At 75.0% G+C, this 21,024-nt stretch carries 21 protein-coding genes and 1 tRNA gene; 7 read left to right on the forward strand and 15 right to left on the reverse strand.

The annotated features are described in order from the left end of the window. Positions 1-25: 25 nt before the first annotated feature. Complete coding sequence (locus tag PH191_RS07325; protein WP_274193960.1) at positions 26-346, reverse strand: hypothetical protein; 321 nt, start codon at positions 344-346, stop codon at positions 26-28. Next, complete coding sequence (gene mca, locus PH191_RS07330; protein WP_274193961.1) at positions 343-1,251, reverse strand: mycothiol conjugate amidase Mca; 909 nt, start codon at positions 1,249-1,251, stop codon at positions 343-345. Before mca ends, PH191_RS07325 begins: the two co-directional genes overlap by 4 nt. Positions 1,252-1,631: 380 nt before the next feature. Here mca and greA point away from each other — a divergent pair, with 380 nt between their 5' ends. Then, positions 1,632-2,126, forward strand: a complete 495-nt coding sequence (gene greA / locus PH191_RS07335) for a transcription elongation factor GreA (protein WP_274193962.1) — start codon at positions 1,632-1,634, stop codon at positions 2,124-2,126. A gap of 19 nt (positions 2,127-2,145) precedes the next feature. Here greA and PH191_RS07340 read toward each other — a convergent pair whose 3' ends face one another. Next, complete coding sequence (locus PH191_RS07340; protein ID WP_274193963.1) at positions 2,146-3,345, reverse strand: threonine ammonia-lyase; 1,200 nt, start codon at positions 3,343-3,345, stop codon at positions 2,146-2,148. A gap of 247 nt (positions 3,346-3,592) precedes the next feature. Here PH191_RS07340 and PH191_RS07345 point away from each other — a divergent pair, with 247 nt between their 5' ends. Both PH191_RS07345 and PH191_RS07350 read left to right on the forward strand, forming a co-directional pair. Further along, a complete protein-coding gene (locus PH191_RS07345) occupies positions 3,593-3,955 on the forward strand; it encodes a hypothetical protein (RefSeq protein WP_274193964.1) in 363 nt (120 codons plus the stop codon). 55 nt (positions 3,956-4,010) lie between these two features. After that, positions 4,011-4,454 carry a PPOX class F420-dependent oxidoreductase gene (locus PH191_RS07350; RefSeq protein ID WP_274193965.1) on the forward strand — a complete coding sequence of 148 codons (444 nt, stop codon included), beginning with the start codon at positions 4,011-4,013 and terminating at the stop codon, positions 4,452-4,454. Positions 4,455-4,469: 15 nt separating this feature from the next. On the opposite strand, the gene PH191_RS07355 is transcribed toward PH191_RS07350, so the two are convergent. Together PH191_RS07355 and PH191_RS07360 are read right to left on the reverse strand one after the other, a co-directional pair. Next, positions 4,470-5,615, reverse strand: a complete 1,146-nt coding sequence (locus PH191_RS07355) for a cystathionine gamma-synthase (RefSeq protein WP_420791765.1) — start codon at positions 5,613-5,615, stop codon at positions 4,470-4,472. 25 nt (positions 5,616-5,640) lie between these two features. Continuing rightward, positions 5,641-7,044: a cystathionine beta-synthase gene (locus PH191_RS07360; RefSeq protein ID WP_274193967.1), complete on the reverse strand. Its 1,404-nt coding sequence runs from the start codon at positions 7,042-7,044 to the stop codon at positions 5,641-5,643. A 121-nt stretch (positions 7,045-7,165) separates the two neighbouring features. On the opposite strand from PH191_RS07360, the gene PH191_RS07365 reads away from it, so the two are divergent. Together PH191_RS07365 and PH191_RS07370 are read left to right on the forward strand one after the other, a co-directional pair. Continuing rightward, complete coding sequence (locus PH191_RS07365) at positions 7,166-8,410, forward strand: acetyl-CoA C-acetyltransferase (protein ID WP_274193968.1); 1,245 nt, start codon at positions 7,166-7,168, stop codon at positions 8,408-8,410. 260 nt (positions 8,411-8,670) lie between these two features. After that, positions 8,671-9,633 carry a hypothetical protein gene (locus PH191_RS07370; RefSeq protein WP_274193969.1) on the forward strand — a complete coding sequence of 321 codons (963 nt, stop codon included), beginning with the start codon at positions 8,671-8,673 and terminating at the stop codon, positions 9,631-9,633. A 253-nt stretch (positions 9,634-9,886) separates the two neighbouring features. Here PH191_RS07370 and PH191_RS07375 read toward each other — a convergent pair whose 3' ends face one another. Beyond that, a complete protein-coding gene (locus PH191_RS07375) occupies positions 9,887-10,702 on the reverse strand; it encodes a Bax inhibitor-1/YccA family protein (RefSeq protein WP_274193970.1) in 816 nt (271 codons plus the stop codon). A 297-nt stretch (positions 10,703-10,999) separates the two neighbouring features. On the opposite strand from PH191_RS07375, the gene PH191_RS07380 reads away from it, so the two are divergent. Continuing rightward, positions 11,000-11,242 (forward strand): antitoxin, encoded by a 243-nt coding sequence (locus PH191_RS07380; RefSeq protein WP_274193971.1) that lies wholly within the window; start codon positions 11,000-11,002, stop codon positions 11,240-11,242. Between the two features lie 108 nt (positions 11,243-11,350). Here PH191_RS07380 and PH191_RS07385 read toward each other — a convergent pair whose 3' ends face one another. From PH191_RS07385 to eno, 9 genes are all read right to left on the reverse strand, one after another. Next, on the reverse strand, positions 11,351-13,618 hold the full coding sequence (locus PH191_RS07385; protein ID WP_274193972.1) for a SpoIIE family protein phosphatase: 2,268 nt from the start codon (positions 13,616-13,618) through the stop codon (positions 11,351-11,353). A gap of 148 nt (positions 13,619-13,766) precedes the next feature. Then, entirely contained in the window at positions 13,767-14,648 is an 882-nt protein-coding gene (locus PH191_RS07390) for a PIG-L deacetylase family protein (RefSeq protein ID WP_274193973.1), read from the reverse strand. 253 nt (positions 14,649-14,901) lie between these two features. After that, positions 14,902-14,978, reverse strand: a tRNA-Leu gene (locus tag PH191_RS07395). 23 nt (positions 14,979-15,001) lie between these two features. Then, positions 15,002-15,787 carry a uracil-DNA glycosylase gene (locus tag PH191_RS07400; protein ID WP_274193974.1) on the reverse strand — a complete coding sequence of 262 codons (786 nt, stop codon included), beginning with the start codon at positions 15,785-15,787 and terminating at the stop codon, positions 15,002-15,004. Then, complete coding sequence (locus PH191_RS07405) at positions 15,771-16,427, reverse strand: hypothetical protein (RefSeq protein WP_274193975.1); 657 nt, start codon at positions 16,425-16,427, stop codon at positions 15,771-15,773. Before PH191_RS07405 ends, PH191_RS07400 begins: the two co-directional genes overlap by 17 nt. After that, positions 16,424-17,398, reverse strand: a complete 975-nt coding sequence (locus PH191_RS07410) for a Ppx/GppA phosphatase family protein (RefSeq protein WP_274193976.1) — start codon at positions 17,396-17,398, stop codon at positions 16,424-16,426. The genes PH191_RS07405 and PH191_RS07410 overlap by 4 nt, the downstream gene beginning before the upstream one ends. A gap of 467 nt (positions 17,399-17,865) precedes the next feature. Beyond that, positions 17,866-18,375, reverse strand: a complete 510-nt coding sequence (locus PH191_RS07415) for a DUF501 domain-containing protein (protein WP_274193977.1) — start codon at positions 18,373-18,375, stop codon at positions 17,866-17,868. Beyond that, the gene (locus tag PH191_RS07420) at positions 18,372-19,112 is read right to left on the reverse strand and encodes an FtsB family cell division protein (protein ID WP_274193978.1); all 741 of its coding nucleotides are present in this window, start codon (positions 19,110-19,112) and stop codon (positions 18,372-18,374) included. Before PH191_RS07420 ends, PH191_RS07415 begins: the two co-directional genes overlap by 4 nt. Before the next feature lie 5 nt (positions 19,113-19,117). Beyond that, the gene (gene eno / locus PH191_RS07425; RefSeq protein WP_274193979.1) at positions 19,118-20,404 is read right to left on the reverse strand and encodes a phosphopyruvate hydratase; all 1,287 of its coding nucleotides are present in this window, start codon (positions 20,402-20,404) and stop codon (positions 19,118-19,120) included. A gap of 165 nt (positions 20,405-20,569) precedes the next feature. On the opposite strand from eno, the gene PH191_RS07430 reads away from it, so the two are divergent. Next, entirely contained in the window at positions 20,570-21,022 is a 453-nt protein-coding gene (locus tag PH191_RS07430) for a tetratricopeptide repeat protein (RefSeq protein ID WP_274193980.1), read from the forward strand. The last annotated feature ends 2 nt before the right edge of the window (positions 21,023-21,024 follow it).

Here is a 21,024-nt window from a genome sequence, read left to right on the forward strand (position 1 = left end):
ACGGGATCCTCGCACCGCCCGGGGATCAGGACGAACCGGTCCCCGGCGGATCCGTGGTCCGGTCGGGGCGCGGGGCCGTCGGCGCCACCGGGTCGTCGGGGTCCGGCGGACCGTCATCGCCCTCGCGCGACTCCGGCGGCTCCGGGTCGAACGACGGCGGCACCTTGCGCAGCTGCTTGTTCATCGACCGGATGAGCAGCGCCGTCGCCAGCCCGAGCAGCAGGATGACGACCAGCGCGATCGGCGAGGTCTTGCCGAACTCCTCGCCGCGCTCGGACCCCGGCGGCGCGCCGGGCGGCGGTGCCGCCAGCGGCAGCACCGTCCACCACACGGCGAGGGGCGTCATGCGCCGACCCGCTCCCGGACGCCCGCGAACAGGTCGTCCCCGGGCTGCTCGTTGGTCTCCTCGGTGTCGACCAGGGAGCGCGCCAGCTCGTAGTCCTCGGTGGGCCACACACGCTGCTGCAGCTCCAGCGGCATCTGGAACCAGCGGCCGTTCGGGTCGATCTGCGTGGCGTGCGCCCGCAGCGCGTCGTCGCGGACGTGGAAGTACTCCGCGCACGTGACGCGCGTCGTCACACGCTGGCCCGGGTCGGGCCGCGAGTCGTCCCAGCGGTCGAGCCACTCCGCCCACGGCGACTCGAGCCCCGCCTCGAGCAGGGCCTCGTGGAAGGCCTGGATGCGGGCCTTGGAGAAGCCGTGCGAGTAGTAGACCTTCAGCGGCTGCCACGGCTCACCCGCGAGCGGGAAGCGCTCCGGGTCGCCCGCGGCCTCGAAGGCGGCCATCGAGACCTCGTGGCAGCGGATGTGGTCCGGGTGCGGGTAGCCGCCGTTCTCGTCGTAGGTGACGACGACGTGCGGCCGGAACTCGCGCATGACCCGCACGAGCGCCTCGGTGGGCACCTCGAGGGGCTCGAGCGCGAAGCAGCCCGGCGGCAGCGGCGGCTTCGGGTCGCCCTCGGGCAGCCCGGAGTCGATGAAGCCGAGCCAGCGGTGCGACACACCGAGGATCGCCGCGGCCTTCGCCATCTCGGCGCGCCGCGTGCCCGGCATGTCCGCGTTGACCTCGGGGATGTCCATCGCCGGGTTGAGGATGCTGCCGGCCTCGCCACCGGTGCAGGTGACGACCATGACCTCCACGCCCTCGGCGACGTAGCGGGCACAGGAGGCGGCGCCCTTGCTGGCCTCGTCGTCGGGGTGGGCGTGCACCGTCATCAGCCGCAGCGGCTGGTCGGTAGGGAGTGCGCTCATCGTCTGTCCGGAGCCGTCCTCGTGCGTCGTTCTGGTGACTACCGAGGTGCAACACCCCGGTCGCCCTCCATCATCCCGGGCACCCCCGACAGCCCCGCCCGCGGACCCCGCGCCACCCCCCTCTTGACACGGAAAGCGCAGGTGGGCAAGGCCCTTCACACGCACCCGATCCACAGCGCGGCATCCTCGAACAGGTTCCCCACGACGCCCGTCGTGTTACCGTGGGGCGACACGGCCCGCATGCCGCGGGCCGTGTTTTTCCGTCTGTGGCCCCCGGGCCGCGGCACCGTCCACCCTGGCGCGGTGCCGGCAAGGCCCGTGAGGAGAACAGGCCACCGACCCGCGTCGCGCGGGCCCGGACCTCCGAGGAGTTGATCACCGTGACCGAGACGCAGACGCAGGTGACCTGGCTGACCCAGGACGCCCACGACCGGCTGAAGGCCGAGCTCGACGACCTCGTCGCCCAGCGTCCCGTGATCGCGCAGAAGATCAACGCCGCGCGCGAGGAGGGCGACCTCAAGGAGAACGGCGGCTACCACGCCGCCCGCGAGGAGCAGGGCGTGATGGAGGCCCGCATCCGGCACCTCCAGGAGCTCCTGCACACCGCGAAGGTCGGCGAGACGCCCACCGAGAGCGGCACCGCCGTCCCGGGCACGGTGCTCACCGTCCGCTTCGAGGGCGACAACGAGACCGAGACGTTCCTGCTCGGCTCGCGCGAGGAGGGCGCCCACGGCGACCTCGAGGTCTACTCGCCCAACTCCCCGCTCGGCTCGGCGCTGCTCGGCGCCAAGGCCGGCGAGACCGTGAGCTACGACCTGCCCGACGGCGGGTCGATGGAGGTCACGCTGATCTCCGCGGAGCCCTACAGCTCCTGAGTCCCACGGTCCTGGGCGCTCACTCCGGCGCCACCTCGTACCCGGCGCCGGCCAGGTCGTCCAGGATCGCCGCCGCGTGCTCGTGGCCCCGCGCCTCCAGCGTGAGGGCCACGTCCACCGCGCCCAGCGACCTCCCGGACCCCATCAGGCGGCGGTGCTCGACGTCGACGACGTTGCCCCCGGCCGTCCCCACCCGCCGCAGCACGTCGGCGAGGTAGCCGGGGCGGTCGGGCAGGCGCACGCGCAGTGACGCGTAGCGCCCGGCGGCCACGAGGCCGCGGCGCACGAGGTCGACGAGCATCAGCGGGTCGGCGTTGCCGCCCGACACGACCGCCACCACCGGGGTCGCCCAGCGGTCCGGGTACTCCGCGATCGCGGCGACGGCCGCCGCCCCGGCGGGCTCGACGAGCAGCTTCTCCCGCTCGAGGCTGCGCAGGACCCCGCGGGCGAGGGCCTCCTCGTCGACGGTCACGATCTCGTCGACCAGGGCCGCGACGTGGGCGAACGTGACGTCGCCGGGCCGTGGGACCGCGATCCCGTCCGCGATCGTCGCGCCGGTGACCGTGACCGGCGCCCCGGCCGCCAGCGACGGCGGCCAGGCGGCCAGGCCCGCCGCCTGGGCCCCGACGACGTGCACCCCGCGGTCGGCCACGGCGGCGGCGATCCCGGAGATCAGCCCGCCGCCGCCGGTGCACACGAGGATGGTGGCGACGTCCGGCACCTGCTCGAGGATCTCGAGGCCGACCGTGCCCTGCCCGGCGACGATGTCGGGGTGGTCGAAGGGGTGGATCAGCACCGCGCCGGTGCGCTCCGCGAACGCGCCCGCGGCCTCGAGCGTCTCGGCGAAGGTGTCGACGAGCTGCACGTCGGCGCCGTAGCCCCGGGTCGCGGCGAGCTTCGGCAGCGGCGCACCCGCCGGCATGAACACCGTCGCCCGGGTCTCGAGCAGGCGGGCGGCCAGCGCCACGCCCTGCGCGTGGTTGCCCGCGCTCGCGGCGACGACCCCCGGCGCGCGACCCTCCGGCCCGAGGCGCTCGATGCGCCGGTAGGCACCGCGAATCTTGAAGCTGCCCGTGCGCTGGAGGTTCTCGCACTTGAGCGAGACGGGTCCGCCGGCGAACCCCGAGAGCACCCGCGAGGGCGCGACCGGCGTGGTGCGCACGATCCCGGCCAGCGCGACCCGGGCGGCCTCGACGTCCGCGCGCTCGACCAGCTCCACGCCGACCGATCCTGCCTCCTCGCCGCGACCGCCGTCCGGGTGGTCCGGCCGCCGGTAGGCGAGCGGCGGACGGGCGGTGGCGGGGCGGTGGCGGGACCCGGCCCGTCGGCGCCGATCGAACCGTCGACCGGTCGTCGCCGAACGCCCGACGCCGATCGCCCGATCGTGCGAGCGCCTCACGCCCGCCACGCACGTCGGTAGCCTCGTGGGGGCGGCGTGAGGAATCCGCTCCAGGGGGTGAGACGGCATGGCGATCGATCCGATCGGCCCGGCGCCGGGAACCTCACGGCCCCACCACACGTTCTCCGACGTGTCGGCCTCCGCCCCTACGGCTCCCCTCGCGACGGCTGCTGCGCCCGCCGCCACGGCGGACGCGGCGCCCGCGGACGGCACGCGCACGTCGCGGGTGGCCCGCGCGCTGCCCCTGCTGCTCGCCGCGCTGCTCGCGGTGGCGGCCTTCGGCACCGTCGGCAGCGCCGGGTGCGACGACCCGGGCACCTACGTCAGCACCCCGGACGGCATCGCCCTCGTCGGGGGCTGCGTGAAGCCCGGCGACATCGACCCGATGACCGACCCCTCGATGCACGACCCGGCCTCCCGCCGCGGGTAGGAGCCCCGGGGGAGGAACCGCTGACGATCCCGGCCGGTGGGGCCAGGATCGGGGCATGACCGCCCCGTCGTCAGACCTGCCGTTCGACCCGCGCGCCCTGCTCGCCGGGAGCCGTCTGGGCGTCCTCGCCACGATCAAGGCCGACGGCCGTCCCCAGCTCTCCCCCGTCATGCCGTTCTACGACCGCGAGGCGGGCACCCTCGCCGTGTCGATGACCGAGGGACGCGCCAAGACCGCGAACCTGCGCCGTGACCCCCGTGCTGCGCTGGAGGTCACGAGCGCCGACGGCCGGTCGTGGGCCACCGCCGAGGGCCCGGTGACGCTCGTCGGCCCGGGGACCGACCCGCACGGCCCGGAGGTCGAGACCCTCGTCGCGTACTACCGCGCGGCGGCCGGCGAGCACCCGGACTGGGACGACTACCGCGCGACCATGGTGGCCGACCGACGCGTGCTCATGACGATGGCCGTCGAGCGCGTGTACGGCGACGCCCTGGACTGAGCGACAGGACGGTGCCTACGACAGCGAGTCGAGCGCCTGGCGGACGTCGTCGACGAGGTCGTCGGCGTCCTCCAGCCCGACCGACAGGCGCACGAGGTCGGCGGGCACCTCGAGCAGCGAGCCCGCCGCCGAGGCGTGGGTCATCGCGCCGGGGTGCTCGACGAGCGACTCGACGCCGCCCAGGGACTCCGCCAGCGTGAACACCCGGGTCGCGGCGCAGAAGTCGCGCGCGGCCTGCTCGCCGCCGGCGATACGGGCCGAGATCATCCCGCCGAAGCGGCGCATCTGCTTCGCGGCCACCTCGTGCCCCGGGTGGTCGGCGCGGCCCGGGTAGAGCACCGAGACGACCGCCGGGTGGGCGGCGAGGACGTCGGCGACGCGCTCGGCGTTGTCGCTGTGGCGCTCCATGCGCACGGCGAGGGTCTTGAGGCCGCGCTGGGTGAGGAAGCAGTCGAACGGCCCGGGCACGGCGCCCATGCCGTTCTGCATGCGCCCGAGCGTCGCGTCGAGCTCGGTGTCGTCGGTGACGAGCGCGCCGCCGACGACGTCGGAGTGGCCGCCGAGGTACTTCGTCGTCGAGTGCACGACCGCGTGCGCACCGAGCGCGAGCGGGGTCTGCAGGTACGGCGAGGCGAAGGTGTTGTCGACGACCAGCATCAGGTCGTGCTCGCGGGCCAGGGCACCGAGCGCCGCGATATCGGCGATGCCGAGCAGCGGGTTGGTCGGCGTCTCACACCAGAGGATCTTGGTGTTCGGCCGGATCGCCGCGCGCACGGCCTCGACGTCGGCGGTGTCGACCGCGGTGTACTCGACGCCCCAGTCGCAGTAGACCGTCGAGATCAGCCGGTAGGTGCCGCCGTAGGCGTCCAGCGGCATCAGCACGTGGTCGCCGGGGCGCAGCACGCCGCGCAGCAGCGCGTCCTCGGCCGCCATGCCCGACGCGAACGCCCGGGCGTGCCGGCCGCCCTCGAGCGAGGCCAGCGTCGTCTCCAGCGCGGTGCGCGTGGGGTTGCCGGTGCGCGCGTACTCGTAGCCCGAGCGCAGGCCACCGACGCCGTCCTGGGCGAAGGTGGACGTCGCGAAGATGGGGACGACGACCGAGCCCGTGGTCGGGTCGGGCTCCTGGCCGTCGTGCAGGGCGCGGGTCGAGAAACCGTTCACCTCGTCCACCCTAGGCATCCCGGGTTCACGCCGGCCCACCCATGTCGTAACGGCTGCCCGTGGCGAGGAACGCCAGGATGTCGGCGCGGGTGACGATGCCGGCGGGCCGCCCGTCGACGAGCACCAGGGCCCCGTCGCCGCCGCGCAACGCCTCCACCGCCTTCGACAGCGGCTCGGTGCTGCCCAGGCTCGGCAGGGACTTCGAGAGGTGGTCCTCGACCGGGTCGGTGAGCGAGGCCCCGTCGTTGAACAGCTTGTCGAGCAGGTCGCGCACGGTCACCGCGCCGCGCACCTCGGCCGCCATCACCGGCGGCTCGGCCTTGACGATCGGCATCTGCGAGACCCCGAACTCCCGCATGATCGACACGGCGTCGGCGACGGTCTCGTTGGGGTGACCGTGCACGAGGTCGGGGATCGAGCCGTCCTTGCGCCGCAGCACGTCGCCGACCGTCCACTCGGTGGTGTCGGGGGTGAGGAACCCGTAGGAGGACATCCAGCCGTCGTTGAACACCGTCGAGAGGTAGCCGCGGCCGCCGTCGGGCAGGAGCACGACGATGACGTCGTCGGGGCCGGCCTCGGCGGCGACCTTCGCCGCCGCGCACACGGCCATCCCGCACGAGCCGCCGACCAGCAGCGCCTCCTCGCGGGCCAGCCGCCGCGTCATGTGGAAGGAGTCGGCGTCCGGCACCGCGACGATCTCGTCGGGGACCCCGCGGTCGTACGTCGTCGGCCAGAAGTCCTCGCCGACGCCCTCGACGAGGTAGGGCCGCCCGTCGCCGCCGGAGTACACCGAGCCGACGGGGTCGGCGCCGACGATGCGCACCCGCCCGTCGGAGACGTCCTTGAGGTAGTGGCCGGTGCCCGAGATCGTGCCCCCGGTGCCGACGCCGGCGACGAAGTGCGTGATGCGGCCGTCGGTCTGGTCCCAGATCTCCGGGCCGGTCGACTCGACGTGCGAGGCCGGGTTGGCGAGGTTGGCGTACTGGTTGGGCTTCCAGCCGCCGTCGGTGTCGCGGGCGAGCCGGTCGGACACCGAGTAGTACGACTCCGGGCTCTCGGGCTCGACGGCGGCCGGGCACACGACGACCTCGGCGCCGTAGGCGCGCAGCGCGTCCTGCTTCGCCACGCTCACCTTGTCGGGCACGACGAAGATGCAGTGGTAGCCCCGCTGCTGGGCGATGATCGCCAGGCCGATGCCGGTGTTGCCCGAGGTCGGCTCGACGATGGTGCCGCCGGGCTTCAGCTCGCCCGAGGCCTCGGCGGCGTCGATCATCTTCTCGGCGATGCGGTCCTTCACGCTGCCGCCGGGGTTGAAGTACTCGACCTTCGCGAGCACCAGGGGCGCGTCGGGCCCCGTCGGGACGACGTGGTTGAGACGCACCAGCGGCGTGTGGCCGATGAGGTCCGCGACGTGCTCCGCGTAGCGCATGACACCCATCCTCCGGCTTTGCCGCCCGGAGCGCCGCCCACCCCCTCGGACGTGCGAGGGATCACCCCGCCGGGAGGCGACGACGGGACCCGCCCTGGCGCGCGGCCGTAGGGTCGGCGCCATGGTCGCCCCAGGCCGCGAGGCCGTCATCGTGTCCGCCGTCCGCTCGCCGATCGGCCGCGCCCGCAAGGGCTCGCTGGCCGGGATGCGCCCCGACGACCTCACCGCGCAGGTGGTGCGCGCCGCGCTCGACGCCGTGCCCGCGCTCGACCCGACCGAGGTCGAGGACCTCCTGCTCGGCTGCGGACTGCCCGGTGGCGAGCAGGGCCACAACCTCGCCCGCATCGTCGCCGTCCAGCTCGGGATGGACACCCTGCCGGGCGCGACGATCACGCGGTACTGCTCGTCGTCGGTGCAGACCGCCCGGATGGCCGCGCACGCCATCCGCGCCGGCGAGGGCGACGTCTTCCTCGCCGCCGGGGTCGAGACCGTCTCGCGGTTCGACAAGGGCAGCTCCGACAACCTGCCCGGCACGCACAACCCGCTGTTCGCCGACGCCGAGGCGCGCACGGCCGAGGTGGCCGCCGCCGGGGCGACCGAGTGGCACGACCCGCGCGCCGACGGCCTGCTCCCCGACGCGTACATCGCGATGGGGCAGACCGCCGAGAACGTGGCGCTGGCCGAGGGCGTGACGCGCGAGGAGATGGACCGCTTCGCCGCGCGCTCGCAGCAGCGGGCGGGCGCCGGTCAGGAGAACGGCTTCTGGGCGCGCGAGATCAGTCCGGTGACGCTGCCCGACGGCTCGGTGATGGAGCACGACGACAGCCCCCGGCCGAGCACCACCTACGAGGCGCTCGCCGACCTCAAGCCGGTCTTCCGTCCGGACGGGCGCATCACCGCCGGCAACGCCTGCCCGCTCAACGACGGCGCCGCCGCGCTCGTGGTGATGTCCGCGGAGCGCGCCGAGTCCCTGGGCATCACCCCGCTCGCGCGCATCGTCTCCACCGCCGTCAGCGCGCTCTCGCCCGAGATCATGGGCCTCGGTCCGATCGAGGCGTCGGCGCGGGCGCTGGCCCGGGCCGGGCTCGGGATCGCCGACGTCGACCTCGTCGAGATCAACGAGGCCTTCGCCGCCCAGGTCCTCCCGTCGGCGCGTGGTCTGGGGATGTCCGACGACGACATCGAGGAGAAGCTCAACGTGCACGGCGGCTCGATCGCCGTCGGGCACCCCTTCGGCATGACCGGCGCGCGCATCGCCACGACGCTGATCAACGGCCTGCGCACCCGCGACGCGAGCCTCGGCCTCGAGACCATGTGCGTCGGCGGCGGGCAGGGCATGGCGATGGTGCTCGAGCGCCTGAGCTGAGCTCGCGGCGCGCCGCGGCGGGTGCGGCGCGGCGTGCGGTGGGCGTGCGGTGGGTGTCGGAGCGAGGGTCACCTCGACTGCGTCGGACGCAGCGAGGGCGTCCCTCGCTCGCCGTCCACGGGCCCACCGGTGACGCGAGCTCGTGGATCGAGGGTCACCTCGACTGCGTGGGAGGCAGTCAGGGTGACCCTCGCTCGCCGGCCGCCGACCGCCGTCACGGTCGATGGAACCTCCGAGACCCCGGCTCCGTCGAAACCCGTGTGAGCAGCCGTCGCACCATCGACTGGGTCGCCGTCCGCCAGGCCGCCCTGCACGACCAGATCCGGCATGCCGACCTCCTGGAGTTCGGCGTGCTCTCGAGCACGATCGCGCGCCGGGTCGAGGCCGGAGTCTGGGATCGGAGCGCCTACGGCGTCATCTCCCTGGCGGGGACGCCGCGAACGACCGAGCAGCACCTCGCCGGCGCGGTCCTGTACGCGGGACGGGGCGCCGTGCTCTCGGGTGCGGCGGCCGCGCGTCTGCACGGCCTCGAGCGCGTCCCGAAGGATCCGATGGGTACCGCGCTGGTGCTCGTGGAGCACGGTCGCCATCGGGTGTCTCGACCCCCGATCACGGTGGTGCGCACCCACCGACTCCCGCCGCCGACGGAGATCCACGGGCTCCCGGTCGCCCCCGTCACGCGGGCCGTCGTCGAGGCGGCGTGCCGCATGACGACGGTCGACGATCGACGCGCGCTCCTCGCCGAGGCGGTCCAGCGCAGGTTCACGACGGCGCGAGCCCTCCGTGCGGAACTGGAATCGGGCTGCGGCCGAGGAACGGCCCGGGTGCGACCCGTCCTCGCCGAGATCGAGGACGGCGTGCGCTCCGTGCCCGAGGCGCGGGCCCGATCGCTCGCAGCCTCGATCGCGGAACTGCCCCCGATGATGTGGAACCCGCGACTCGTCCTCGAGGACGGGACCTTCCTCGCCGAACCGGACGGGTGGCTCGACGACGTCGGACTCGCCTGGGAAATCCATTCGTTCCGCCACCACGCCGACCCGGACGCCTTCGGCGACACGATGCGACGCCAGGCCCGCATGACCGGCCAGGACGTGCACGTCGTGGCGCACACGCCGCGCCAGCTCCACGAGGAGCGGGCGCAGGTCCGCCGAGATCTCCTCGCTGCCTATGCCGCCGCCTCTCGACGTCCCCGCCCGGCGGTCCGGGCGCAGCGCGCCGCCTGATCCCCAGCTTGTCCACGCACCCAGGGCGTCCCTCGCTGCTCACAGCGCAGCCAAGGCGTCCCTCGCTCGGCACCGCCACCCGCGCCACCCACGCACCCAGGGCGTCCCTCGCTGCTCACAGCACAGCCAAGGCGTCCCTCGCTCCCCCCTCACCACGCCGGGCCGCTGCCGCCGGGCGCGCCAACCGGCCCCGGACGTACGACGGCCCCTCCCGGAGGGTTCCGGGAGGGGCCGTCGTCGTCGGTGCCGCGCGCTACTGCCGGAAGTAGCTGAGCAGCTGCAGGATCTCGATGTAGAGCCAGACCAGCGTGGTCATGAAGCCGAAGGCGAGGTACCACGCGAACCGCGCGGGGACGCCGGCCTTGACCGCCTGGTCGGCCTGGTCGAAGTCGAGCAGCAGCATGAACGCGCCGATGCCGATGCAGACCAGGCTGAAGATGATCGCCAGCGGACCGCCCGAGCGCAGGCCCAGGCCGCCGTCGACGAAGAAGCTGATCAGCAGGTTCGCGACCATGAGGATCAGGACGCCGATGGCGGCGCCGATGACCATCTTCGTCAGGCGGGGCGTCACCCGGATGGCGCCGGTCTTGTAGACGACCAGCATCCCGATGAAGACACCGAGCACACCGAGGATCGCCTGGAAGCCGATGCCGGCGTACTGGCTGCTGGCACTCTCGAGGAGCCCGGTCAGCGATCCGAGCGCCACGCCCTCCGCGATGGAGTAGCCCAGCACGAGCGCCTTGTTGGTGCTCTGCTTGAAGATGATGATCAGAGCGAGGACGAGTCCGACGACGAGTCCACCGATGATGCCGATGAACCCGAGGCCGACCACGGCGCTCGCGATACCGACGGCGATGGCGAGGACGGCGTTGAGCGCCGTCTTCTGAACGACGTCGTCGACGGTCAGCGGGCGGTCCTGAGCCCCCGCCGTCGGCATCGGGCTCCCGCCCGTACCTCCGCCGAACATGCCACCCGCGCCGGCCATGCCGGCCGGGGCGGCGCCGAACCGCGCATACCCACCCGGTGAGGTGGGCAGGTTGCGGAACGCCGGGTTGCTGCTGGTGCGCACCTCTCGTCCTCCTCCTACGCGAAGCCGGCTCCGACGGCGGGATGCCGCCGGCCGGTTCGACCGCGGACTCTCGTCCACCTGGTCCAACGATGGGATGCGGGCTTCGGTTCCCGCGTCGGTAAAAGGAACTTTACCGGATTCGGTCACCACGCCCCGTGTCCGCTTCCGCCCGAGATGGGGGGCGGCTCCCAGTCTAGGTCCCCGTTCGGAGGTATGAGCCCCCGCGGGAGGTGTCATGCTGCGAGGGCGGGGCACCCTCGGGCCGAAGCCCCGCAGTCGGCAGGAAGGGGTGTCGGGATGGATCTCGGCAAGATGGCGGACAAGGCCAAGGACTGGGCCGGGAAGAACCCGGACAAGGCCGACGGCTACGTCGACAAGGGTACCGACGCCGTCGGCCAGAAGTTCGGCCACGAGCAGCAGGTCGACCAGTTCGGCGACAAGGCCAAGGACTACCTGCACGGCGGCCAGGAGCAGCCGCCCCCGCCGGAGGGGCAGGGCCCGCCGCCGCCCCCGCCCGGCGAGGAGCCCCCGCGCCCCTGACGCGGACTCCCCCGACGCACACCGCGGCCCGGCCCGTCGTACGACGGCGCCGGGCCGTCGTGCGTCCGGGTGCTCGAGAGTTCGGTTGCTCGGGTGTTCGGCAGCCCGTCAGGCCGCGGCGGGCCCGTCCGCGGCGTCGATGCGGATGGCGAGCAGGACCGCGTCGTCGCGCAGCCCGTCGACCCCGAGCACGCCGAGCAGGCGGTCGCAGAGCTCCTCGACCGGGATGTCGGTCGGCTGGGCGCCGAGGGTGTCGGCGATCAGCTGGGTGCGCTCGTCCGGGTCGGTGCCGGGCGCCTCGATGAGCCCGTCGGTGTGCAGGAGGAACACGTCCCCCGCCCCGCAGGCCACCACCGTCTCCTCGCGCGGGACCTCCCGCGTCGCGCCGATCATCGGCGACAGGTTGCCGGTGAGCAGCTCGACCCGGCCGTCGGCCCGCCGCAGCAGCGGCGGCGGGTGCCCGGCGTTGGCGTAGCGCATCGTCCAGCCGCCGCCGTCCCCGCGCTCGAGCCGGGCGTAGACCGCCGTGGCCATCGCCGCCATGCCGAGGCCCTTGATGACGTCGTTGCAGCGGTCGACGACCTCGGCCGGGCCGAGGCCCTCCCACGCGTAGGAGCGCAGCACCCCGCGCAGCTCGCCCATCGCCGCCGCGGCCCGCAGGTCGTGGCCGACGACGTCGCCGACCGCGAGGCCGACCGCGCCGTCGGGCAGCGGGAGCATGTCGTACCAGTCGCCGCCGACCTGGGCCCCGTCCGTGGCCGCGAGGTAGCGCGAGGCCACCGTCATGCCCGTCATCGGCGGCACCGCGGGCAGCAGGCTGCGCTGCAGGGTCTCCGCCGCGGCGTGCTCGCGGGCGTAGAGCCGGGCGTTGTCGACCGCGAGGCCGGCGCGCGCCGCGAGGTCGGCGGCGAGGTAGAGGTCGCGCTGGGAGTAGCGCCGGCCGTAGGGCAGCTCCGTGCCGAGGGTCAGCGCACCGAGCACCTGCCCGCGGGCCCGCAGCGGGACGACGACGGCCGAGCGGGGCCGCAGCGCCTCGTACCGGCCGAGCAGTTCGGGCTGCTCGGCGATGCCCGCGGGGCGGACCGGGAGCTCGGGCAGCAACGAGGGCGTACCGCTGCCGAGCGCCTGCCCGACGGGGTCGCGCCCGTCCTCGGTGGGGCTGATCCACCGGCCGAGCCCGCGGACGTCGTCGACCTTCGACTCGTCGCGGTGGTTGACCGCAGCGCGGCGCACCGACGAGTTGCCGTCGGCCTCCTCGAGCAGGTCGACGCAGCAGAAGTCGGCCATCGCCGGGACGACGATGCGGGCGAGCGCCTCGGCGACACCGGTGGTGTCGAGGCTCGCCGACATCGCCGACGTCGACTCGGTGAGCAGGCGGAGCTGCTCACGGGTCTCCTCCGCGGCGGCGAGCGCGGCACGGCGCTCGTTCTCCACCATGACGCGCTCGGTGACGTCGGACTGGACGCCCACGAAGTTGACGACGCGGCCCTGGCCGTCGAGCACCGGGGTGATCGACACCTGGTTCCAGAACGCCGTGCCGTCGCGCCGGTAGTTGAGCAGCACCTCGGTGATCGGGCGCTCCTCGGCCAGCGCGGTGCGGATCCGCGAGATCGAGGCCGGGTCGGTGTTCGGGCCCTGCAGGAAGCGGCAGTTGCGCCCGAGGACCTCGTCGAGCTCGTAGCCCGTGAGCCGGGAGAACGCCGGGTTGACCCACACCAGCGGGTTCTGCTCGCGCGACGGGTCCGAGATCGTGAACGACAGCTCGGTCGCCACGACGGCGCGGTCGCGCACCATCTCGAGGTGGCGCTGCGCCCCCGCGCCCGAGAGCTGGAGGAAGACGACCAGCGCGAGCCGGCGCTCGTCGGCGTTCACCGCCTCCGAGAGCGGGAAGCCGGTGACCCACAGCAGCCGGCCCTCGGCCTCCTCGCGCTCCTCGTCGGTCGCCTCGGAGCCGCGGCGCGCCGCGTCGGAGACGGCCACCGGCTCGCCCGAGACGGGGATGCCCTGGGCGACCCGCGAGAGCGGCGACGCGGTGTCGCGCATGGGGCGGCCGGACAGGTCGGTCAGGCCGGCGGCCTCGCTCCAGGCGTCGACGTCGATCGGCAGCGCCGCGCGACCACCGGTGAGGCCCGCGGCGGAGTCGTTGGCGTAGGTGACGAGCCCCTCGCCCAGGTCGATGAGCGCGACGGCCGCCGGGGCGGTGTGCAGCACCTGAGGGAGGTCGGGCTCGCGGACCCCGCCCCCGTCGACTCCCCCGTCGACCACGGCGTCCCGCACCTGCTGGGCCTGGGCGGCGTAGTCCGACCCGATCTCGGTGGACGACCCGCGGTAGTCGGTCGCCACCTCACCGTGGTCGTCCTTCGTCCTGCCCGTCACCTGGCGCAGCCTATCGGCCACCACCGGACGTCGATCGGCGGATGACACCCATGAGGACGTCCGAGCCCGGACAGGTGCGTCCGGACAGGTGACGCCACGGGGGACACGGTGGGTGTCGGAGCACCCGAGAGGAGGAGGGGGGACCTGCTCACACCAGGAAGACCTCACGGGGACCGGGGGCCGAGCCGTCGGGCAGCTCGCGATCGCGTCCGGGACGGCCACCGAACGCCGCGCTGGCGGCCAGCTTACGGGCCTGGACCGTCTCCGACAGCGCGAGCTGGCGCGCCCGCCGCCACGGCACCTCGGCGGACTCCGGCCCGGCCCAGCTCCACGCCTGGTCCAGCCACCGCACGAGCCGCACGCGGTAGGCGGCGCACACGATCTCCGCGGCCCGCCCGGCCGCCTCGTGGTCGTCGTCGCCGTCGCCCGACCACGGGGCGAGGACGCACAGCCCGTGCGGGTCCTCGACGAAGCCGACGATCTCGCTGAGCGCCCCGACCACGTCGGCCTCGCAGCCCGACAGCCCGGCGTCGGGGAGCCCGAGTCGGTGCCGGCGGACCTCGGCGACGCCCAGCGCGCGGTACGCGTCGGCGAGCGCGATCTCCTCGGGGTCGCCGCCGTCGCCCGCGGGCTCCTCGCCGTCGCCGTCCTCCGGCACGATCCCCTCGAGGCGCGCCAGGACCATGTCCAGGGTGTCGGGGTCGCCGAGGTCGTCCGGGCGCACCACCAGGTCCCCGCCGAGATGCCCGCCGAGGTCGCCGGGGTCGGGGACCGCGATGCCCTCCGGCGGGGTGCACGTGCGACCGGGACCGTCCGTCAGCGCGAGCACGTCGACCGACGCGTGCCGCGCGGCGAGGCGGCGCAGCAGGCCGCCGGCGGCGCGGATCTCGTCACGCGGGTGCGGCGCGACGACGATGAGACGACGGCACGCCCGCAGCGTCAGCGGCCGCAGCCCCTCGAGCTCGCGCCACGGCGGACGCGCGCCCTGCGGCGCGGGGATCCGCCCCGACAGGTCCCCCGGGTCAGCCACGGCGCCTCACCTCCCTGCGGGGAAGTCTCGCCGATCTTCTCGCCCGTTCGGAGCAGCTTTCCGGGGGTGGGCGTCGAGCGGTTCGTCCCGGGCGCCCGAGCGGTCGATCACCGCGGGCCGCAGCACCGGGCCGACCGCTCTCCGCGCTGCCGCTGCGACGGGCGGGTGACGCGCGGTCGACCGGCCGGGGTGTCGGCGGTGACGGGCGGGCGACGAGCCGGGGAGACGGGTGACGATCCGGTCGGCGATCAGGTGGTGCCCTCGGTGGGGTTCGAACCCACACTGCGGCGATTTTAAGTCGCCTGCCTCTGCCGATTGGGCTACGAGGGCTTGGTGTCGCGGCAGGCCCGAGCCTAGCTCCGCGGGCGTTCCGGGGTGGTCGGTTCCAGGCCGGCGGCGCGGGCGGCGGTGGCCAGGACGTCCTCGAGCATCGCCGGGGTGAGCCGTCCGGTGAAGGTGTTCTGCTGGCTGACGTGGTAGCTCCCGAACACCTCGAGCGGGGCCGCCTCGCCGGGCTCGGCCGGCTCGAGCGTCACGTGCGCCCCGTGCCCGAAGGCCGGCCGGGGACGCGGCACCACCCAGCCCGGGTGCCCGCCCGCGGGATCCGGGGTGGCCAGCACGGGGAGCAGCGCCTGCCACCCGAACCCGCCGAGCACGACGACCGCGCGCACGGTGTCGCGCAGCAGGGCGAGCTCGCGGGCGAGCCACGGCCGGCAGCGGTCGCGCTCGTCCGGCGTGGGCTTGTTCTCGGGCGGGGCGCAGCGCACGGGCGCGGTGATCCGGACGCCGTCGAGCTCGAGGCCGTCGCCGATCGCGACCGACGTCGGCTGGGAGGCCAGACCGACGGCGTGCAGCGCGGCGTAGAGGACGTCGCCGCTGCGGTCGCCGGTGAACATGCGCCCGGTGCGGTTGCCGCCGTGGGCCGCGGGGGCGAGACCCACGATCAGCAGCCGCGCATCGACCGCGCCGAACCCGGGGACCGGGCGGCCCCAGTACGTCTCGTCGCGGAACGCGGCCCGCTTGGTCGCCGCGACCTCCTCCCGCCACGCCACGAGCCGCGGACAGGCCCGACATCCCGACACCGCCGCGTCGAGCGCGAGGAGGTCGGGCACGAGCGCGGGGTCAACGGTGCCAGGCACCCCACGCCTCCCGCGCCGAGAGCACGGCCACGACCGCCGACACGGCCGGCGCCGCCACCGAGGGCGCCACGACCGTGCCCGCCAGGAGATCGACGCCGGACGCCGCGAGCAGCACCGCGCACAGCGCGACGACCAGCACCGGGGGCGCGGCGGCCCGGACGCGGGGATCGCGGTCGGCGCCCTGCGCGCGGGAGGCCCGGGCGTCGGCGGCGACCAGCAGCGGCAGCGCGACCACGGCGACGAGGCCGAGCAGGCCGCCGACCAGCGTCTCCCCCGGCCGGGCGGGCGCGAGCGCGTCGGTGATCGCATCGACGGTGCTGTAGACGGCGAGGACCACGAACGACACCGTCATCGCGCGCACCGCCCGCTGCTCGCGGCGGGCCGGGTCGCCCGCGAACTGCCAGCGCACCGGCAGCGCGGCGGCCAGCGAGACCGCCAGGTGCGCGGCCAGCGCCGCCACGCTCGGCAGGGTGGGCCCGTTGCCGGCGAGCCACGCCGCCACCGCGAGCACGGTGGTGTGGACGACGGTGACGGCCACCAGCGCCCGCACCCGCCGGGCGAGCACGAGCGCCGCGAGCGGCAGGACGCCCGGCGCCCCGGTGCCGGGAGCGCCCGGCGGATCGGCCGGTCGGGCTGTCACCACCGGGCCGCCAGCGCCCGGGCGATCCCGTCGAGGATGTCGTGCTCGGAGACCACGAGCTCGGTGACGTCGGTGCGCTCGGCGAGCTCCTCGGCGAGCACCCGCATCACCAGCGACCCGCCGCCGATGACGTCGACCCGTCCCGGGTGCATCGGGCCCAGCGCCGCGCGCTCCTCGCGGGGCATGGCCTCCAGACGCCGCGCGGTCGCGATGACGTCGTCCAGCCCGAGGCGCGAGAGGTGGATGCGGTCGGCGTCGTAGGTCCGCAGGTCCATGCCCACCGCGGCGAGCGTCGTGGCGGTGCCGGCCACGGCCACCCAGGTCTGGACGTCGGCGACGGCCACCTCGGCGAACGCGGGCGCCAGCGTCGCGCGGGTGAACTCCTCGGCCTCGGTGATCTGCTCCGCGGTCGGGGGGTCGTCGTGCAGGAACTTCTCGGTCAGCCGCACGCAGCCCACGTCCGTCGAGCGGGCCGCCGTGACGTCCGCGCGCACCGCGTCCCACGTGCCGGTGACGATCTCGGTGGACCCGCCCCCGACGTCGGCGACGACGAACGGGCCCTCGTCCGGGTCGAGGTCGGCGACCGCGCCCGCGAACGAGAGACGGGCCTCCTCGTCGCCGGTGATGACGTCGGTGTCGACCCCGACGATCTCGCGGACCGCGCCGAAGAACTCCTCGCGGTTCTCGGCGTCCCGGGTGGCCGAGGTGGCGCAGACGCGCACGGTGTCGGGCCCGACGGCGACACCGTGGCGGCGCAGCATCTCGGAGTAGGCGGCGAGCGCCTCGCGGGTCCGCGTCAGCGACTCCGGCGCGAGCCGGCCGGTGGCGTCCACGCCCTGGCCGAGCCGGTTGACCCGCATCTCGCGGTGCACGTCCTTGAGCCAGGCCGAGCCGTCCTCGCGGACGGTCACGTCGGCGACCAGCAGCCGGATCGAGTTCGTTCCGCAGTCGACGGCCGCGACGCGTGGCATGGACGCCCCCCTGCACGTGGTGCTCCCCCGGGCCGCTCGCCCGGGCTCGGGTGTCGACGCTAGCGAGGACGAGGCCGTTCCGCCGGGGGGCGGGGTCCCCGAGATCTCGTGACGGACCGGCCTCCGGTCCGGTCGCCGGGCGCCCCGGCGGGAGGGGGCGCCCGGCGGCCGGGCTGCGGGTGGGCCCGCGGGGCCGCCGTGAGGCGACCCGGCGCGAGCCCGGTACCCGGTGTACGACGGGCCGTCCGCACCGTCGCACTGCACCGGTCGGGGGAACCAGTAGGACCATCCTGCTGTGCGGCGCGCGTGTCGATCAAACGGAGAGCGGGGTCGTGACCGGGCCGGGGTGCGGGTCCACCCGGCCGGGATCCCCACGCCACGGTGCGTGCCGGAGATCGGGACGGATCAGCCCCGGGTCCGTCGCCCGGTGGAGCGCCGCGGCGTCAGCCCGTCGGGGGCGTTCCGGATCAGCTCGCGTCGTCGGCGGGCGCGCCGACGCACGGCCCGGCGTGCCACCACGCGTCGAGGCGATCGAGGGCCTCGTCGCCGGACGGGTTCACCCCCGGCCCGCGGGCCAGGGTGTGGGCGACGTGGACGTGCAGGCACTTCACGCGCGTCGGCATGCCGCCGGCGCTGACGTCGGTGCCCAGCGGCTCGACCGCGTCGCGCTCGGCGAGGTAGTCCGCGTGGGCCTTCGCGTAGCGCGCGGCGAAGTCGGGGTCCGTCTCGAGGCGCTCGGTCTGCTCCCGCATCAGCCCGTCGGCCTCGAGCGTGCCGATCCGCGAGGTCAGGCGCGGGCAGGTCGCGTAGTAGAGCGTCGGGAACGGGGTGCCGTCCTCGAGGCGCGGCGCGGTCTCGACGACGTCGGGCAGGCCGCACGGGCAGCGGTGCGCCACCCGGCGCAGGCCCCGGGGGCGCCGGCCGATCTGCCCGGTCACGGCGTCGACGTCGTCCTGCGTGGGCGGGCCGTCGCTCACGGGGCCGTGCCGAGGGTCGTGCGGGCGACGCGGGCGTACCAGGGCAGGTCGGCCTCGGCAGGGGGCAGCTCGGCTCCCGATCCGGCGTCGCGTGGGTCGCGCGGGGCGTTCGCGTCGCCGGGCAGCTCGACGCGGTAGGGCACCTCGCCCGGACGGGCGTAGCCGAGACGCTCGCGGGCCAGCGCCTCGATGTGGGCCGGGTCGCGCAGCGCCGAGCGCTCGTCGGTCAGGGTGCCGACGTCGCGCGCCAGGCGCTCCTGCTCGGCCGCGACGGCGGCGATCTCGTGGCGCTGGGTGACGTAGTTGCGCAGCGGCACCGCCACGGTCAGGGCCAGCGCGCACACCACGACGGCGAGCACGGCGGCCCGGCGGGCGGTGGAGAGCCCCAGCGCGCCCCCGGTCGCGGCGGCGGCGCGGCGCGCCCGTGCGGCGGCGGCCGCGGGGCCGGAGGGGACACGCAGCGGGTGACGACGGCGCACCACGCGCTGCGGGTCGCGACGGGGCCCCTGACGGGCCCGCGTGCGCCCGCGGGACGACGCGGCCCCGGCGCCCCGGGCACCCGACGTGCCCCGGGTACCCGACGGCACGGCGCCCCGCCCGGTGCGGCGTCCCCGGCCCCGGCCACTGCCGGACCCGGCAGACCCGCCCGACCCGCCCGGACTCGCACCGCCCGACGACCCCGCGTTCCGGTCGGCGGAGCCGTCGGCGGCGCGGTCGTGGCGGTCGGGCGCGGCCACGCGGCTCAGGCGTCCGGGTCGAAGCGCGGGAAGGCCAGGTCGCCGGCGTAGCGCGCGGCGTCGCCGAGGGCCTCCTCGATGCGCAGCAGCTGGTTGTACTTGGCCACGCGCTCGGAGCGGGCCGTCGCGCCGGTCTTGATCTGGCCGCAGTTGGTGGCCACCGCGAGGTCGGCGATCGTGGTGTCCTCGGTCTCGCCGGAGCGGTGGCTCATCATGCAGCGGTAGCCGTACTGCTGGGCGAGCGCGACGGCGTCGAGGGTCTCCGAGAGCGTGCCGATCTGGTTGACCTTGACCAGCAGGGCGTTCGCGGCGCGGCGCTCGATGCCCTCCTCGAGGCGCTCGATGTTGGTGACGAACAGGTCGTCGCCGACGATCTGGACGCGGTCGCCGACGTCGCCGGTGAGCTTGGTCCAGCCGTCCCAGTCGTTCTCCGAGAGCGGGTCCTCGATCGAGACCAGCGGGTAGGCGTCGAGCAGCTCGCCGTAGTACGAGCTCATCTGCGCGGCGCTGCGGGTCTCGCCCTCGAAGCGGTACACGCCGTCGGAGAAGAACTCGCTGGCCGCGACGTCCAGGGCGAGCACGATGTCGCGGCCGGGCGTGTAGCCGGCCTCGCGGATCGCGGAGACGATGAGGTCGAGCGCCTCGCGGTTATGCGGCAGCGACGGCGCGAAGCCGCCCTCGTCGCCGAGCCCGGTCGAGAGACCCTTGCCCTTGAGCACCTTCTTCAGCGCCTGGTAGACCTCCGCGCCCCAGCGCAGGGCCTCGCGGAACGACTCGGCGCCGATCGGCGCGATCATGAACTCCTGGATGTCCACCCCGGAGTCGGCGTGGGCGCCGCCGTTGAGGATGTTCATCATCGGCACCGGCAGCACGTGGGCGTTCGGGCCGCCGACGTAGCGGAAGAGGTCGAGCTCGGCCGACTCGGCGGCGGCGCGGGCGACGGCCAGCGACACGCCCAGCAGCGCGTTGGCGCCGAGGCGCGACTTGTCCGGGGTGCCGTCGAGGTCGATGAGCTTCTGGTCGACGACGCGCTGCTCGGCGGCGTCGATGCCGACCAGGCCGGGCCCGATCTCGTCGAGCACCCCGGCGACGGCGCGCTCGACGCCCTTGCCCAGGTAGCGGGAGTCGTCGCCGTCGCGCAGCTCGACCGCCTCGTGCTCGCCGGTGGACGCCCCGGAGGGCACCGCGGCGCGGGTCAGCGTGCCGTCGTCGAGCGCCACCTCGACCTCGACCGTGGGTGTGCCCCGCGAGTCGAGGATCTCTCGTGCGCCGACCTGCTCGATGACCGCCACGGACCGTGCCTCCGAACGCTGGATCGCCTCGCCGCGCCCCGGGGCACGGCACGTCGCCCGCATCGTAGACGCCGTGCCCGGGCTCCCCGAGACGCCACGCTCGGGGACGTCCGAGAGCGGATCGGTCCCTCGCGCGGCGCCGGGACGCGGCCTACGGTGGCAGGGATGTCCGCCGCCCGCCCCGACCCCACCCAGCCCGATCCCGCCGACCTTTCCGGCACCCCGGGGCCCTCGGCGGTGGAGGCGTTCCGCCGCGCCGAGGATCTCCTCGAGCGACGCCGGCCCCTCGACGCCCTCAAAGCCCTGGCCCCGCTGCTCTCCGACGAGCCGGAGGCGGCCTCGGTCCACCTGCTCGCCGCCCGCGCCTACCTGGCCTCCGCGCAGTTCCGGCGCGCCGAGGAGGGCTTCCTGCGCGTGCTCGAGCTCGACCCGGCCGACCACTACGCGCGCTTCGCCCTCGGGCGCACGCTGCAGCGTCAGAGCCGGCTCGTCGAGGCGCGCACCCAGCTGCGCATGGCCGCGGCGATGGACCCTCGGCCCGAGTACCAGGAGGCCCTGGGCGAGGTCAGCGCCAACATCGCCGTCCGCTCCGACCGGGCGGGCGGCAGCAACCCCTAGCC

Origin of the sequence: Actinomycetospora callitridis, from assembly GCF_028737265.1 — a bacterium.
Taxonomy (GTDB): domain Bacteria; phylum Actinomycetota; class Actinomycetes; order Mycobacteriales; family Pseudonocardiaceae; genus Actinomycetospora; species Actinomycetospora callitridis.

Bases quoted from the DNA above. Each gene is read 5' to 3' on its own strand.
- PH191_RS07325 (WP_274193960.1), bottom strand. From the start codon at position 346: ATGACGCCCCTCGCCGTGTGGTGGACGGTGCTGCCGCTGGCGGCACCG.
- mca (WP_274193961.1), bottom strand. From the start codon at position 1,251: ATGAGCGCACTCCCTACCGACCAGCCGCTGCGGCTGATGACGGTGCAC.
- PH191_RS07345 (WP_274193964.1), top strand. From the start codon at position 3,593: ATGGCGATCGATCCGATCGGCCCGGCGCCGGGAACCTCACGGCCCCAC.
- PH191_RS07350 (WP_274193965.1), top strand. From the start codon at position 4,011: ATGACCGCCCCGTCGTCAGACCTGCCGTTCGACCCGCGCGCCCTGCTC.
- PH191_RS07360 (WP_274193967.1), bottom strand. From the start codon at position 7,044: ATGCGCTACGCGGAGCACGTCGCGGACCTCATCGGCCACACGCCGCTG.
- PH191_RS07365 (WP_274193968.1), top strand. From the start codon at position 7,166: ATGGTCGCCCCAGGCCGCGAGGCCGTCATCGTGTCCGCCGTCCGCTCG.
- PH191_RS07380 (WP_274193971.1), top strand. From the start codon at position 11,000: ATGGATCTCGGCAAGATGGCGGACAAGGCCAAGGACTGGGCCGGGAAG.
- PH191_RS07410 (WP_274193976.1), bottom strand. From the start codon at position 17,398: ATGCCACGCGTCGCGGCCGTCGACTGCGGAACGAACTCGATCCGGCTG.
- PH191_RS07430 (WP_274193980.1), top strand. From the start codon at position 20,570: ATGTCCGCCGCCCGCCCCGACCCCACCCAGCCCGATCCCGCCGACCTT.